Source organism: Luteimonas aestuarii (genome assembly GCF_004357985.1).
GTDB lineage: Bacteria > Pseudomonadota > Gammaproteobacteria > Xanthomonadales > Xanthomonadaceae > Luteimonas > Luteimonas aestuarii.
Genome location: NZ_SMTF01000003.1, coordinates 1 through 14,729 on the forward strand (window position 1 = coordinate 1; position 14,729 = coordinate 14,729).

Annotated in this window: 15 protein-coding genes; 11 read left to right on the forward strand and 4 right to left on the reverse strand. The window is 68.5% G+C overall.

The window, feature by feature from the left end:
* The 9 genes from E2F46_RS04870 to aqpZ form a co-directional block, all read left to right on the forward strand.
* A partial coding sequence (locus E2F46_RS04870; RefSeq protein WP_133320974.1) for a 23S rRNA (adenine(2030)-N(6))-methyltransferase RlmJ occupies window positions 1–827 on the forward strand: 827 nt, incomplete at its 5' end.
* Between the two features lie 81 nt (window positions 828–908).
* Window positions 909–1,457, forward strand: a complete 549-nt coding sequence (locus tag E2F46_RS04875; RefSeq protein WP_133320975.1) for a GNAT family N-acetyltransferase — start codon at window positions 909–911, stop codon at window positions 1,455–1,457.
* A 73-nt stretch (window positions 1,458–1,530) separates the two neighbouring features.
* Window positions 1,531–5,073, forward strand: a complete 3,543-nt coding sequence (gene mfd, locus E2F46_RS04880) for a transcription-repair coupling factor (RefSeq protein ID WP_133320976.1) — start codon at window positions 1,531–1,533, stop codon at window positions 5,071–5,073.
* An 81-nt stretch (window positions 5,074–5,154) separates the two neighbouring features.
* The gene (gene chaB / locus E2F46_RS04885; RefSeq protein WP_133320977.1) at window positions 5,155–5,382 is read left to right on the forward strand and encodes a putative cation transport regulator ChaB; all 228 of its coding nucleotides are present in this window, start codon (window positions 5,155–5,157) and stop codon (window positions 5,380–5,382) included.
* A gap of 141 nt (window positions 5,383–5,523) precedes the next feature.
* Entirely contained in the window at window positions 5,524–5,958 is a 435-nt protein-coding gene (locus E2F46_RS04890; protein WP_165967350.1) for a SixA phosphatase family protein, read from the forward strand.
* Window positions 5,955–6,626: a deoxyribonuclease V gene (gene nfi, locus E2F46_RS04895; RefSeq protein ID WP_133320979.1), complete on the forward strand. Its 672-nt coding sequence runs from the start codon at window positions 5,955–5,957 to the stop codon at window positions 6,624–6,626. The genes E2F46_RS04890 and nfi overlap by 4 nt, the downstream gene beginning before the upstream one ends.
* Window positions 6,627–6,719: 93 nt before the next feature.
* Window positions 6,720–7,580 (forward strand): pirin family protein, encoded by an 861-nt coding sequence (locus E2F46_RS04900; protein ID WP_133320980.1) that lies wholly within the window; start codon window positions 6,720–6,722, stop codon window positions 7,578–7,580.
* Between the two features lie 83 nt (window positions 7,581–7,663).
* Window positions 7,664–8,101: a hypothetical protein gene (locus E2F46_RS04905; RefSeq protein WP_133320981.1), complete on the forward strand. Its 438-nt coding sequence runs from the start codon at window positions 7,664–7,666 to the stop codon at window positions 8,099–8,101.
* A gap of 100 nt (window positions 8,102–8,201) precedes the next feature.
* Window positions 8,202–8,936 carry an aquaporin Z gene (gene aqpZ, locus E2F46_RS04910; RefSeq protein WP_133320982.1) on the forward strand — a complete coding sequence of 245 codons (735 nt, stop codon included), beginning with the start codon at window positions 8,202–8,204 and terminating at the stop codon, window positions 8,934–8,936.
* A 178-nt stretch (window positions 8,937–9,114) separates the two neighbouring features.
* Here aqpZ and E2F46_RS04915 read toward each other — a convergent pair whose 3' ends face one another.
* The 4 genes from E2F46_RS04915 to E2F46_RS04930 all read right to left on the reverse strand — a co-directional run bounded on the left by E2F46_RS04915 (window position 9,115) and on the right by E2F46_RS04930 (window position 13,297).
* Window positions 9,115–9,975 (reverse strand): pirin family protein, encoded by an 861-nt coding sequence (locus E2F46_RS04915; RefSeq protein WP_133320983.1) that lies wholly within the window; start codon window positions 9,973–9,975, stop codon window positions 9,115–9,117.
* Window positions 9,976–10,116: 141 nt separating this feature from the next.
* On the reverse strand, window positions 10,117–12,255 hold the full coding sequence (gene rlmKL, locus E2F46_RS04920; protein WP_133320984.1) for a bifunctional 23S rRNA (guanine(2069)-N(7))-methyltransferase RlmK/23S rRNA (guanine(2445)-N(2))-methyltransferase RlmL: 2,139 nt from the start codon (window positions 12,253–12,255) through the stop codon (window positions 10,117–10,119).
* Window positions 12,256–12,269: 14 nt separating this feature from the next.
* Window positions 12,270–12,800, reverse strand: coding sequence for an alpha/beta hydrolase (locus E2F46_RS04925; RefSeq protein WP_133320985.1), 531 nt, complete (start codon window positions 12,798–12,800; stop codon window positions 12,270–12,272).
* On the reverse strand, window positions 12,797–13,297 hold the full coding sequence (locus tag E2F46_RS04930) for an MOSC domain-containing protein (RefSeq protein ID WP_133320986.1): 501 nt from the start codon (window positions 13,295–13,297) through the stop codon (window positions 12,797–12,799). Before E2F46_RS04930 ends, E2F46_RS04925 begins: the two co-directional genes overlap by 4 nt.
* Window positions 13,298–13,320: 23 nt before the next feature.
* Here E2F46_RS04930 and E2F46_RS04935 point away from each other — a divergent pair, with 23 nt between their 5' ends.
* Window positions 13,321–13,896: an N-acetylmuramoyl-L-alanine amidase gene (locus E2F46_RS04935; RefSeq protein ID WP_133320987.1), complete on the forward strand. Its 576-nt coding sequence runs from the start codon at window positions 13,321–13,323 to the stop codon at window positions 13,894–13,896.
* A 166-nt stretch (window positions 13,897–14,062) separates the two neighbouring features.
* The gene (locus E2F46_RS04940) at window positions 14,063–14,728 is read left to right on the forward strand and encodes a hypothetical protein (protein WP_133320988.1); all 666 of its coding nucleotides are present in this window, start codon (window positions 14,063–14,065) and stop codon (window positions 14,726–14,728) included.
* Window position 14,729: the final 1 nt, after the last annotated feature.

A 14,729-nucleotide genomic window follows, 5' to 3' on the forward strand; every position in this document is an offset into this window, starting at 1 on the left:
ACCACGCCGACGTGCTCAAGCACGTGGTGGTGCTGGCGATCTGCGATGCGCTGGCCGCCAAGCCGGCGCCGTGCTTCGCGCTGGATACCCATGCCGGACGCGGCCTGTACCGGCTGGATGCCGACGCCGCGCGGCGCACGGGTGAGGCCGAAGGCGGGATCGCGCGCCTGCTTGCCCAACCCCCTAAGGCGCCCGCCCTGCGCCGCTACCTCTCGGCGGTGGCGACCTGCCGCACCGCGCACGGTGCACAGGCGTATCCCGGGTCGCCCTGGCTGCTGGCGCATGCACTGCGCGCGCAGGACCGCATCGCCTGCTGCGAGCTGCAGCCGGACGAAGCGAAGGCGCTGCAACGCCAGCTTGGCGACGACGCACGCCTCACCGTGCACCCACGCGATGGCTACGCCGCCATCAAGGCCCTGTTGCCACCCCGCCACGGCGCCGTGCGCTACGCCCGCGGCCTGGTGCTCATCGATCCGCCCTACGAAGCGCAACTGGGCGAGTTCGATGCCGCGCTGTCGGCCCTGCGGGAAGGATTGTCGCGCTGGCCGCAGGGCTGCTTCGTGCTCTGGTATCCCATCAAGCAGGGCGGGGCGTTGCGGCCGACGATGCGCAAGGCGGCCGCGTTGCCCGGCAAATCGCTGTTGCGCGTTGAGTTGACCGTGCGCCCGGACGACTCGCCGCTGCGCATGAACGGCAGCGGCCTGCTGGCGTGGAATGCGCCCTGGGGCCTGCATGACGCGCTTGCCCGGGCCCTGCCCGAACTCGCGACGCGGCTGGACGAGGGCGGCGGCGGTTGCACGATGGAGTGGCTGCGCGCACCTGCATGAGTGCGTGAAGCCTTCGCCGCGTCCGGCGAAACGTGAAGGATTCGTCATGGCCTGCGGCAAGGCGCATGACACCATCGCGCCATGGCCCCACGCCGGAACCAACTCCCCCCCTGGCACGAACAGCTCACCCTCGCGAATGGCCGCGAAGTGCTGATCCGCCCGATCCGCCCTGCCGACGCCGAGCCCCTGCGCGCGGCGTTCGTACTGCTGCGGCCGGACGAAGTGCGCCAGCGCTTCCTGTACGCGATGAAGGAACTCTCGCCGGAGATGGCGAAGAAGCTGTCCAGCCCCGACCCACGGACCGAATTCGCCCTGGTCGCGGCAGAGCCCATCCCGCCGGGCGAAGCGCTGGTGGGTGCCGTGGCGCGCGCCTCGATCGAAGCCGGCACGCGGCGCGCGGAGTTCGCGATCCTGGTCAGCCACTACGTCGCCGGCATGGGCCTGGGCCGGCACATGATGGGCCGGCTGGTGCGCTGGGCGAAGGCGAAGAAGCTCGACCAGTTGTACGGCGACGTGCTCGACAGCAACCAGCCGATGCTGGCGCTGGTGCAGTCGCTGGGATTCGTGCGTGAGCACGGCGATTCCCCCGGATTGGCACGCGTGGTGCTGGACCTGCGGAAGCCCCGCTGATCCCGGTCAAGTAAAATCGTCCGATTCGCGCTGGGGGCAAGGCCTCCGGCGCTGCACTGCTTTGGACCCCGCCATGCCCGACATCCCCTTCCCCGTCCCGCCGCTCCCGAAGACCGGCCAGCAGCGCGCCTGGTGGCGCACGCCGGCGAGCCGCAGCGCCCTCGCCTGGACCGCGGCGCGCGCGGCCGATGCGCACGATGGCCCGCTGTTGCTGGTGGCCCGCGACAACCACGCCGCACACCAGCTGGAAGCCGACCTGCAGACCCTCCTGGGCGCCGATGCGCCCCTGCCGCTGGTCACGTTCCCGGACTGGGAAACCCTGCCATGGGACCGTTTCAGCCCGCATCCGGACATCGTCTCCCAGCGGCTGGCCGCACTGCTGCGGCTACCCACGCTCGCCAAGGGCATCGTGATCGTGCCGGTGCAGACCCTGTTGCAGCGCGTGCCGCCCTTGCGCTACGTGGTGGGCAACACTTTCGACGTGCGCGTCGGCCAGCGGCTGGACCTGGATGCCGAGAAGCGGCGACTGGAAAGCGCGGGCTACCGCAACGTGCCGCAGGTGTTCGATCCCGGCGATTTCGCGGTGCGCGGCGGCCTGCTCGACGTGTACCCGATGGGCGCAGGCCAGCCCTATCGCGTGGAACTGTTCGACGACGCCATCGACACCATCCGCGCGTTCGATCCCGAATCGCAGCGCTCGCTGGACAAGGTGGATGCGGTGCACCTGCTGCCAGGGCGCGAAGTGCCGATGGACGATGCCGCCGTGGGTCGCGCCATGGACGCGCTGCGCGACCGCTTCGACATCGACACCCGGCGCAGCGCACTGTTCCAGGACCTCAAGGCCGGCATCGCGCCGGCCGGCATCGAGTACTACCTGCCGCTGTTCTTCGACCAGACGGCCACCCTGTTCGACTACCTGCCCGCAGGCAGCCTGCCGCTGGTGGACGAAGGCGCCCTCGAAGCCGCGGACCACTTCTGGGCGCAGACCGGCGACCGCTACGAGCAGTTGCGGCACGACATCGAGCGACCGATCCTGCCGCCCGCCGAACTCTGGCTTGCGCCCGCGCAGTTGCGCGAGCGCTTCAACCAGGGCGCGTGCATCGAGCTGTGCGGCGAAGGCCATGTCCGCCGCAAGGATGCACAGCCACTCGGCGACCAGCCGGCACCTGTATTGCCGCTGGCCGCACGCGATGCCGAGTCTGCCGCTGCGCTGAAATCGTTCCTGTCCAGCTACGTCGGCAGTGTGCTGATCGCCGCGGATTCGGCCGGACGGCGCGAGGCCTTGCTGGAACTGTTCGATGCGGCCGGGTTGAAGCCGGCGGTGTTGCCGGATTTCGGCACGTTCCTGTCCCCTCTCCCGCGCGCGGGAGAGGACCGGGGTGAGGGCCCGCGTGACGACGCGCCCTCATCCAGCCCTTCGGGAGAAGGGAAACCGCAGTTTGCCATCGCCGTCGCCCCGCTGGACGACGGCTTCGCGCTGGACGCGCCGCGGATCGCGGTGCTCACCGAACGCCAGCTGTTCCCGGAACGTGCCGCGCAACCGCGCCGGCGCAAGCGCGTGGGACGCGAGCCCGAGGCGATCATCCGCGACCTGGGGGAGCTCACCGAAGGCGCACCCATCGTGCACGAGGACCATGGCGTCGGTCGTTACCGCGGGCTGGTGACGCTGGAAGCCGGCGGCCAGCCCGGCGAATACCTCGACATCGAGTACGCCAAGGGCGACCGGCTCTACGTGCCGGTCGCACAGTTGCACCTGGTCAGCCGCTATTCCGGCGCCTCGCCGGAGACCGCGCCGCTGCATTCGCTGGGCGGCGAGCAGTGGACGAAAGCCAAGCGCAAGGCCGCGGAGAAGGTCCGCGACGTGGCTGCGGAGCTGCTGGAGATCCAGGCCAAGCGGCAGGCGCGCGCGGGCCTGGCGCTGCAGGTCGACCGCGCGATGTACGAGCCGTTCGCCGCCGCGTTCCCGTTCGAGGAGACGCCCGACCAGCACGCCGCCATCGAGGCGGTGATCGGCGACCTGGGCAGCAGCCAGCCGATGGACCGCGTAGTCTGCGGCGACGTCGGCTTCGGCAAGACCGAGGTCGCGGTGCGCGCCGCCTTCGTCGCCGCCGCGGCCGGCAAGCAGGTCGCGGTGCTGGTGCCGACCACCCTGCTGGCGGAACAGCACTACCGCAACTTCCGCGACCGCTTCGCCGACTGGCCGCTGCGGGTGGAAGTGCTGTCGCGCTTCAAGAGCACGAAGGAGATCAAGGCCGAGCTGGAGAAGCTGGCCGATGGCGGGATCGACGTGATCGTCGGCACCCACCGCCTGCTGCAGAAGGATGTGAAGTTCAAGGACCTCGGCCTGGTGATCGTCGACGAGGAGCAGCGCTTCGGCGTGCGCCAGAAGGAGGCGCTGAAGGCGCTGCGCGCGAACGTGCACCTGCTCACGCTCACCGCCACGCCGATCCCGCGCACGCTGAACATGGCCATGGCCGGCCTGCGCGACCTGTCGATCATCGCCACGCCGCCCGCGCACCGCCTGGCGGTGCAGACCTTCGTCGCGGCCTGGGACGACGCGCAGCTGCGCGAGGCCTTCCAGCGCGAGCTGGCGCGCGGCGGCCAGGTGTACTTCCTGCACAACGACGTGGAAAGCATCGGCCGCATGCAGCGCCAGCTGCAGGAACTGGTGCCGGATGCGCGCATCGGCATCGCCCACGGCCAGATGCCGGAACGCGAACTGGAACGGGTGATGCTCGATTTCCACAAGCAGCGCTTCAAAGTGCTGCTGTGCTCGACCATCATCGAGTCGGGCATCGACATCCCCAACGCCAACACCATCATCATCAACCGCGCCGACAAGTTCGGCCTGGCCCAGTTGCACCAGCTGCGCGGCCGCGTCGGCCGCTCGCACCATCGCGCCTACGCCTACCTGGTGGTGCCCGATGGGCGCTCGATCACCGCCGATGCGCAGAAGCGGCTGGAAGCGATCGCCTCGATGGACGAACTGGGCGCCGGCTTCACCCTGGCCACCCACGACCTGGAGATCCGCGGCGCCGGCGAGCTGCTGGGCGAGGACCAGAGCGGGCAGATGGCCGAGGTCGGCTTCAGCCTCTACACCGAGCTGCTGGAGCGCGCCGTGCGCAGCATCAAGCGCGGCGAACTGCCGGACGTGGACGGCAGCTCCGCGCGCGGTGCCGACGTGGAACTGCACGTGCCGGCGCTGATCCCCGAAGACTACCTGCCCGACGTGCACACGCGGCTCACGCTGTACAAGCGCATCAGCTCTGCGCGCGACGCGGCGGCGCTGCGCGAACTGCAGGTGGAGATGATCGACCGTTTCGGCCTGCTGCCGGATGCGGCCAAGCACCTGTTCGCGATCGCCGAGATGAAACTCGATGCGACCCGTCTTGGCATCCGCAAGCTCGACCTGGGCCCGGCCAGCGGCCGCCTGCAGTTCGTCGAGAAGCCCGGTGTCGATCCGATGGCGGTGATCCGCCTGATCCAGGGCCAGCCGAAGCATTACCGCATGGATGGCCCCGACAAGCTGCGCATCACGCTCGACCTGCCCGATGCCGATGCCCGGCTGAAGGCCGCGCGCGGGCTGCTGATCGCGCTGGCGCCCGGCGGACACTAGCCGCGCCTGCGCATTCAGTCGAAGATCACCGCGCGGTCACCGCACCGCGCGTAGGGTTGCAGGCCCGCGTGGAGCGAGACCATGCCCTACGACCGCCTCAGCGACCTGCCCGACAACGTGCGCGACCACGTGCCGAAACATGCGCAGGAGATCTACAAGGAAGCCTTCAACAGCGCCTGGGACCAGTACAAGGATCCCGACGACCGGCGCGGCGACGCCAGCCGCGAGGAAACCGCGCACCGCGTGGCCTGGGCGGCAGTGAAGGACAAGTACGCCAAGGGCGATGACGGCGACTGGCACGCGAAATAGCCACGGGTCGTCCGACGCAAAGTCTTGGCGCTGCCGCACAATGTCGGCATGACGACACGACTGCCTCTTGCCTGCGCTTGCCTCGCCCTGTGGTTGTCTGCCTGCGCCGGCACGCCAGCGACCCCGCCCGCAGGTGACGCGGTGACCTTCATCGTGGTGCGCCACGCTGAAAAGGCCGCCGACGACCCGCGCGACCCGACACTGAACGACGCAGGACAGGCGCGCGCGCAACGACTCGTTGCGCTCCTGCGCGACGAAGCCCTCGTCGCTATCTACGCCACCCAGTACCGCCGCACGCGGCAGACCGCGACACCGTTGGCGACGGCGCGTCGCCTCGCAGTGACGGGGTACGACGCCGCCCGGTCCGCCGACGATTTCGCGGCGGCATTGCGTGAAGCACATCGCTCCGGCACGGTGCTCGTCGTCGGCCACAGCAATACCGTGCCAGGGATCGTCGCCGCACTGTGCGGCTGCACGACCGAAGCGATGCCGGAAAGCGAATACGACCGCATCAGCCGCGTCCGCATCGGAAACGATGGACGCCGCACCCTTCATATCGAACGCGGCGCGCCATGACCGAGGCATTCGGCGACTGGGACGGCAGCATCGCCGATGCCCGCCGCGTGCAGGCGGAACTGGCCACGCGCCTGCGATTGCGGGACGACTTCCCCAAGCCGCCGCGCTGGCTCGGCGGCTTCGACGTGGGGTTCGAGGATGAAGGGGCCACCACCCGCGCCGCCGCCGTGCTGCTCGATGCGCAGACGCTTGAACCCATCGCCAGCGAACTGGTCCGCCTGCCCACCTCGATGCCCTACGTACCGGGCCTGCTGAGTTTCCGCGAGCTGCCTGCGCTGCTGCAGGCGCTGCGGCTGTTGCCGCATGCGCCGGATCTCGTTTTCGTCGACGGCCACGGCATCGCGCATCCGCGCCGGCTCGGCATCGCCGCGCACTTCGGCGTGGTCACCGACCTGCCGACGGTGGGCGTGGCGAAGAAAGTGCTGACCGGCACCAGTGCCACCGCCCTGCATGACATGCGCGGCGCGTTCACGCCCCTGCGCGACGGACGCGAACAGATCGGCTGGATGTTGCGCAGCAAGCCCCGCTGCAACCCGCTGGTGGTGTCGCCCGGACATCGCGTATCGATGGCCTCGGCGGCGGAACTGGTGATGCGCTACACCACCACCTACCGCCTGCCCGAACCCACGCGCCTGGCCGATCGCCTGGCCTCGCGCCGCGACGGTTGAGCTGCGCCGTCCGGAACGCTTCGTTCCCGCAAGCCGCCGGCACGCAACGACGCGCCATGCGATGCTGCCCGCCTGTCCAGCGAGGAGCCCGGCATGACCACGATCATCCCCCCGCGTGAGCACGACATCGGCAGCCTGGTGGTACGCCGTGCCGTGCCGACGATCCAGGCGCGCAGCGTCGGCCCGTTCGTGTTCGTCGACCACATGGGACCTGCCGTGTTCGAGCCCGGGGTGGGCGTGGACGTCCGCCCGCATCCGCACATCGGCCTGGCGACGGTAACCTTCCTGTGGTCGGGCACCATCCGCCATCGCGACACGCTCGGCTCGCTGCAGGACATCAACCCCGGCGACGTGAACTGGATGACCGCCGGGCGCGGCATCGCCCACTCCGAACGCACGCCGGCCGAACTGCGCGAAGGCGGCCCGCCGCTGCACGGCATGCAGACCTGGGTGGCGCTGCCGAAGCCGCACGAGGAAACCGCGCCCGCGTTCCACCACCATGCCGCCTCGACCCTGCCGCACTTCGAGCGCAAGGGCGCGACGTTGCGGATCATCGCCGGGACCGCGTATGGCGAAGCCTCGCCGGTGGACGTGTTCAGCGACACCTTGAACGTTGCGATCGATCTTGCCGCGGACGCCGAGATCGCCATCGACCCCAGCCATCGCGAACGTGCGCTCTACATCCTCGAGGGCGACGCCCAGCTCGATGGCGCCGACATCCCGGCACGCCACCTCGTCCTGCCCGACCGCGGGTCGCCGGCGGTGTTGCGCGCAAAGACGCCGGTCAAGGCGATGCTGTTCGGCGGCGAGCCGCTGGATGCGCCCCGCCACTTGTGGTGGAACTTCGTTTCGTCGTCGAAGGAGCGCATCGAACAGGCCAAGCAGGATTGGCTGGAAGGCCGTTTCGGCACCATCGCGGACGAGACCGAGTCCATCCCTCTGCCCGAAAGATGACCCCGGTCACGGAACCGCTGCGTTGCAGCAAGCACCATGGGCTTGTGGGAGCTTGACGTATTGTTGTAATCGCAGGGGGATTCATGACGTTGCTGAAGTGGCTGCCGTTGGCAGCCTTGCTGGTTTCGCCCGCCGCCTTCGCCCAGGTGGCGACCTGTCCCGGACTGCCGGCCAGCGCGGAGATGTCCTGGGAGAAGCTGGAAGGGCCGGATTTCACCTACTGCAAGGCGATGCGCGCGGACGATGGCGAGCAGGCGTTCGCAGTGATGCTGCGCGCCGACGCACAGTTCCGGACGCGGCGTTCGCACCGCGAGGGCAGCCAGGTCTGGATCGATGGCCACCAGGTGTACTGGTACCGCGGCGACGTGCCGAACGGCATCGTCCGCGAAACCCTGCTGGAACTGGATCGCAACAGCACGGCGCACATCGTGGTGCGTGCAAGCGACGACGGAGAACTGGCTCGCAGCCTGCAAATCGCAGAGCGACTGCAGTTCGACGACATGCGGCTGGGCAGCAACTAGCCAGGCGCACGGGGTTTAACGCTTTCGAAACACGCAGTTCACGGTTCTGCCCTACTTTCCACCCGCGGCGATCAAGCCGCAATGGATCGGGGAGGGAATCATGATCAAGCGATTGAGTGCCGAATTCATCGGCACGTTCTGGCTGGTGTTCGGTGGTTGCGGCAGCGCGGTACTGGCCGCGAACTTCGGGGGTGACGGCAACCCGCTCGGCATCGGACTGCTGGGGGTATCTCTGGCCTTTGGCCTGACGGTATTGACCGGCGCGTATGCGCTGGGCCACATCTCCGGCGCGCACTTCAACCCGGCGGTGAGTTTCGGGCTATGGGCAGGCGGGCGCTTCCCTGCGAAGGACCTGCTGCCCTACATCGTCGCGCAGACGCTGGGCGCGACCGCCGCGGCCTTCATCCTGTTCCAGATCGCCAACGGCTCGCCTGGGTTCGCCGTGGACCCGGCCGCCGCGGGAACCTTCGCCACCAACGGCTACGACGCGATGTCGCCCGGCGGCTATTCGGTGGCGTCGGGATTCCTGGTTGAAGTCGTGCTGACCGCGTTCTTCCTGGTGGTGATCATGGGCGCCACGCACAATCGTGCGCCCGCCGGCTTCGCACCGATCGCGATCGGCCTGGCGCTGACGTTGATCCACCTCATCAGCATTCCCGTTACCAATACCTCGGTGAATCCGGCCCGCTCGACCGGCGTGGCGATGATGGTGATGGGTACGCCGGTGTCGCAGCTGTGGCTGTTCTGGCTGGCGCCGATCCTCGGCGGATTGCTGGGCGGCGTCTTCTACAAATGGCTGGGCCACGACCGCCCGGACATCGTCGGCAATGGTTGACGCGTGAATCGGAGCAAGCGAAAAAGCCGGGCGGATGCCCGGCTTTCTTCTTGATGCCCCCGCGAGTCCGGTGCCGTCGCAAACAAGCGGATATCGGGCCGCGACTTGCGGCGGCACCGGATCTGCGCGCCCCGGGCGATCGTCACCTTTCGTGGCGCATCAGCCGGACACGAAGCGGTCAGAACTTCCCTTCCTGGAAGTCCACGAACGCCTGCATGATTTCCTGCTTGGTGTTCATCACGAACGGGCCATAGCGTGCCACCGGCTCGCGCAGCGGCCGGCCGGCGACCACGATCACCCGCGCGCCATGCTCGCCGGCCTTGAGCGACAGCAGGTCGCCACCACCCAGCACCGCCATTTCCTGCGCCGCCAAGGGACGCGCATCGTCACCCTCGCCCAACGCCAGCGCGCCCTCGAACACATATGCGAACGCGTTGTGGCCTTCCGGCAGGGCATGCGACCACGCCACGCCCGGCGCGAGCCCGACATCGAGGTACACCGGGTCGGTCGCCGGCTGCGCGACCGGGCCGCGCACGCCATCCACCTCGCCGGCGACCAGCTTCACCGTCACGCCCTGCGCAGGCGTCACCACGGGAATCTGCTCCGGTGCGAACTCCTGGTAGCGCGGATCGGTCATCTTGTCCTTCGCGGGAAGGTTCACCCACAGCTGGAAACCGCGCATGCGCCCTTCCTCTTGCTCCGGCATCTCGGAATGCACCACGCCGCGACCGGCGGTCATCCACTGCACCCCACCCGACACCAGCAGGCCCTCGTTGCCGTGGTTGTCCTTGTGCCGGATGCGGCCGTCGAGCATGTACGTCACCGTCTCGAACCCGCGGTGCGGATGGTCGGGGAACCCGGCGAGGTAGTCCTCGGCCTTGTCGGTGCCGAATTCGTCGAGCAGCAGGAACGGATCGAGGTCGGGCAGCTCGCCGCTGCCGATGACGCGGGTCAGCTTCACGCCTGCGCCGTCCGACGCAGGCATGCCGCGCACCTTGCGGGCGATACGGGCATGGCGGGTGGGGTCGATGGCACTCATGACACGCTCCTGTCGAGGTCTGCCGACCAATATGCCGCCGTTTGCGGTCCACGGAACCTGCATGGATGGAACGATGGTTGCCATGCATGGCCATCCACACCCCGATTGGCAGCGCGTCGGGCGCGAACCCGGGGCATGCGCTCAGCCTGGCCGGCGTGACAGCCGCCAGGCGCGGTGGATGCGCGGATTGCGCGCGAAATCCGGCGGAATGGTGTCGCGGCTGATCTCCTCGACCGTGGCGAAGGCCGAAAGCGCGGCCTCGTCCAGCCGGAACCGCCGGAAGTTGTTCGAGAAATACAGCACGCCCCCTGGCGCCAGCCGCGCCACCGCCAGCCGCAGCAGTTCCACGTGCGAGCGCTGCACGTCGAAATCGTCGGCACGGGCGGAGTTGGAGAACGTCGGCGGGTCGCAGAACACCAGGTCGTATTCGGCGCGCTCGGCCTGCAGCCATTGCATCGCGTCGGCCTGCACCAAGCGATGCTTCGCGCCGCCCATGCCGTTCTCCTGCAGGTTGTCCGCGCACCACTGCAGGTAGGTGGCCGACAGATCCACCGTGGTGGTGGTGCGCGCGCCGCCCGCCGCGGCATGCACGCTGGCCGCGCCGGTGTAGCCGAACAGGTTGAGGAAACGGGTGTCGCGTGCATCCCCGGCGATGCGCAGGCGCAGTGGGCGATGGTCGAGGAACAGGCCGGTATCGAGGTAATCGAACAGGTTCACGCGCAGACGCACGTCGCCCTCGCGCACGACCAGCATCTCGCCGCGCTGCTGGAAGCGCCCGTACTTGCTGCCGCCCTTGCCCTTGGCGCGTGTCTTCACCGCGATGCGCTCGCGCGGCACCTGCAGCGCCTCGGCCGCACCGGCCAACAGGTCGCCGAAACGCCTGCGCGCGATGTCCTCGGGGATATCCGCCGGCGCAGCGTATTCCTGCACGTGCAGCCAGCGTTCGCGCGCATCGGCCGTGGTGTAGACGTCGACCGCGGCGGCGTATTCGGGGATGTCGGCATCGTAGGCACGGAAGCAGTCGACGCCCTCGCGTTCGCGCCAGGCCTTCGATGTGCGCAGTGTCTTGCGCAGGCGGTTGGCGACCATTTGCGCGCCTTCCGAAAGCGCGCGCGGTTCGCTGGATGCGCGCCGCGGTACCTGGATGGGGTCGCAGACCAGCAGGGTGCTTTCCAGCGCGCCGTTGAACAGCTGGTAGCTCTTCTTTGCACGCAGCCCGGTCGCAAAGGCCAGCTCCCTGTCGCCGCACAGCAGGCTCGCCCGCCAGTCGGGCACGGCGCGCTGCAGTGCATCGCCCAGCGCACGATACAGCCCGGGGTCTGCCGCAAGGCGGGCATCGTAGGGTGGGTTGCAGACCGCCAGGCCGCGCGTACCGGTTTGCGGGGCCAATCCGGTGACATCGCGAATGTCGAAGCGGATCGCATCCCGCAGCCCTGCCGCCGTCGCGTTCTCGCGCGCGTTGCGGATGGCATGCGGATCAAGGTCGGTACCGTCAAAACATTGCCGCAGTGCGCCGCGTCCGCTGCGTTCGCGCGATACGGCCTCGTCCAGCAGCGCCTGCCAGTGGTCAGCGTCGAACCCGTGCCAGCGCGAAGGCAATGTGTCGCCATGGCGCATCAGGCCGGGCGCCACGTCGGCGGCCATCAGCGCACCTTCGATCAGCAGGGTGCCGCTGCCGCACATCGGATCGAGCAGGCCGCCGCCTTCGCGGTACAGCGCAGGCCATCCGCCACGCAACAGCATCGCAGCCGCAAGGTTCTCCTTCAGCGGCGCTTCGCCCTGCGCACGTCGCCAGCCACGGCGATGCATCGGGCCGCCCGACAGGTCGACCGACAAGATCGCACGCCCCTTGCGCACGACCAGGCTGAGCCTGAGGTCGGGGGACTCGACGTCCACGTCCGGGCGCGCACCCGCGTGCTCGCGGAGCGCATCGACCACCGCATCCTTCACCCGCTGCGCGGCATAGCGGGCATGGGTGATCGCGCTGCCGGAGACATGCGCATCGATCGCCAGCGTCATGGTGGCATCGAGCTGCTCATGCCACGGCACCTCGCGTGCACCCGCATACAGCGCATGCTCGTCGGCACAGTCGTATTCGGCGAGCGGCCACAGCACGCGGCTCGCCAGCCGCGACCACAGCACCGCGCGCTGCGCATCGTGCAGGCTGCCTTCCGCGTTGACGCCCGCGGTGGTGGCCGTGGCGCGCGCGCACCCCAGCGCAAGCAGCTCGTCTGCCAGCAGGTATTCGAGACCCTTGGCGCAGGAAGCGAAGAACTTCATCGGCATTGGAACGGTCACAGCCCCGCCAGCAACCGTGCGAACGCCTCCGCGGAGGCCTCCACGTGCGACGACAGGCGGTGCGCGTCATCGACCAGCAACAGCGTGGCGTTGCGCGCCGAGGCCCAGTCGACCACCGCGGCGGCAGGGATCAACTCGTCGTGCCAGCCATGGATGATCGACACCGGCACCTTGGCCGCCTGCAGCGGGGGCGCCTTGCCCATCGCCACCGGCGGCGCCATCAGGAACAGCGCCTGGGCCGGCACCTGCAGCGATACCTGCCCGGAGATCCACGCGCCCAGGCTGGAGCCAGCAAGTACGAGCGGTCCGCGTGCCGACGCCGCCTTTGCAAGCACCGACAGGCGTTCGACGCGTGCGAGCACGTCGCCGAGTTCGCTGACCTCGCGCCGCGCGTCCAGATCGGTGTAGTCGGGCCGTTCATGCGTCCAGCCAAGGCGTTCGGCCGCATCGGCCAGTGCGGTGACCTTGGTCGCATCCGGCCCGCTCTCGAAGCCGTGCGACAGGATGCAGTGGCCACGCACGCTCATGCCGCGACCCACTCCACCGCATCGCCAAGCCGCAGCGTGCCGCCTTCCAGCACCCGCGCGCACAGCCCGCCCATGCCACGCATGGCGTTGTAGCCGCCTGCACCCAGTGCCTTCTCCATGCGTGAACACGGATCGCAGTCCCCGGTGCCCTCCAGCAACACGTCTCCGATGCGGAAGCGATGGCCCTTGAGCGCCGCCAGCGGAATGCCTTCGACCAGCAGGTTGCGCCGCAGCAGGCTTGGCGCCAGCGACGCATGCCCGGACAACGCCGCAATGACCGGCAGGTGCTCGGCCTGGATCAGGGTGATGCCGCGCTTGCCGCTACCGCCGCCGTAGCGATCGCCGACCAGGCCGGTGCCCGCTTCCACCCCGGCCACATCGACCTCGCGCATCGGCACATCCCGCGCCGGACGCAGGCCGATCCAGCGCAGCCGGCCCGCACGTGGGAAGCGTGACATCAAGGCATGCAATTCGCTGCCGGGCGGCGGAAGTCTCATCGGTGCAATGCTAGCATCGGCGCATGTCGCCGCCGCCCTCGTCCCCGCTCCGTCTCTACATCGACAGGCTCCCCTACGCATCGCGGCTGGCACCCCGCGACATCGGCGACATCGACCTCGTGGTTATCCACTGCACCGAGCTTCCCGACATCGAAACCGCGCGCGCCTACGGCGAACGCGTGCTGTATGCCGGCTCGGGCACGGGCAACAGCGGCCACTGGTACATCGACCGCAACGGCAGTGCACTGGAGTACGTGCCCGCCGACCGCATCGCCCACCATGTCCGCGGCTACAACACCCGCTCGATCGGTATCGAGCTGGTCAACCGTGGCCGCTTCCCGGACTGGCTGGATTCGCGCCGGCAGCAGATGCAGGAGCCTTACCCCACCGCGCAAGTGGACGCCCTGATCGCGCTGCTGGCGAAGCTGCGCCGCGAGCTGCCCGCGCTGCGCTTCATCGCCGGCCACGAAGACCTGGACAAGGAACAGGTGCCAGCCAGCGACGACCCGGCCGTCATGGTGCCGCGCAAGCGCGACCCGGGCCCGCTGTTCCCGTGGCCCCGGGTGGTCGAAGCCTGCGGGCTGCAACGCATTCCGTAGTCGCGTCTGCCCTGCCATCGGCGCCCACCGGGGTATGGGGCTAACGTCGGACAAACCTAGCCGCTGTTCCGTGCTAGCCTGCTCCACGCATGACCAGCGGCGGGAGTACCGCAGGCGGCACCCGGTTTTCCATGCCGCGGATGTGTCAACGACAGGAGGTTGTGACATGCCACACGAATCCCATGAAAGCTTGAACCATTGCCTTGGTGCTGATCGTATTGACAGTCACCTGCAGGGCTCCCGCAAAGCTGGGGGCTCCGCGAACCGGTTGATCGCAACAGCAATATTGATCCTGGCCCTCCTGGCCAGTGGCTGTGCCCAATCCACGCCTCAGCAAGTAGCGATTGTCAAGCAATCGCATGATGCAATCGAGGTGGCTCCCACCGCTGAATCAGGCGAGGCACTGAAGCTGCCAGTCGCCAACTCCGACTTCACGGGAAACTGGTCGGTTGAATGGTGCGACAAGACGAATCCCGAACTCGACTGCGGAGGGTTCTCGGTCACGCTCGTTCAGAAAGGTGCGCGGATATGCGGCGACTATGGTGGTGCTCTGGTAAACATGAGGCAAGTCGATGAAGGTGAGATAGTCGGCACCATCGTCGGCAATATCGCGATATTGGCCGTCGGAAGCATGCGAAACAACATGATCGCATTGGTGCGCGCGGAATTGCACGGAGGCGATCTCCACTGGGAGGAAGTTGACGCCATCAAGAAGGGCGGAACCGATATTGCCATCATCGCGACAAATGATGTGCTTGCGCCGACCCCGACAAAGAGAGAAGACTCGCCACGCAGTTGCAACGCACTAGTCAGTTCTTTGCAGGAGGGGTGAC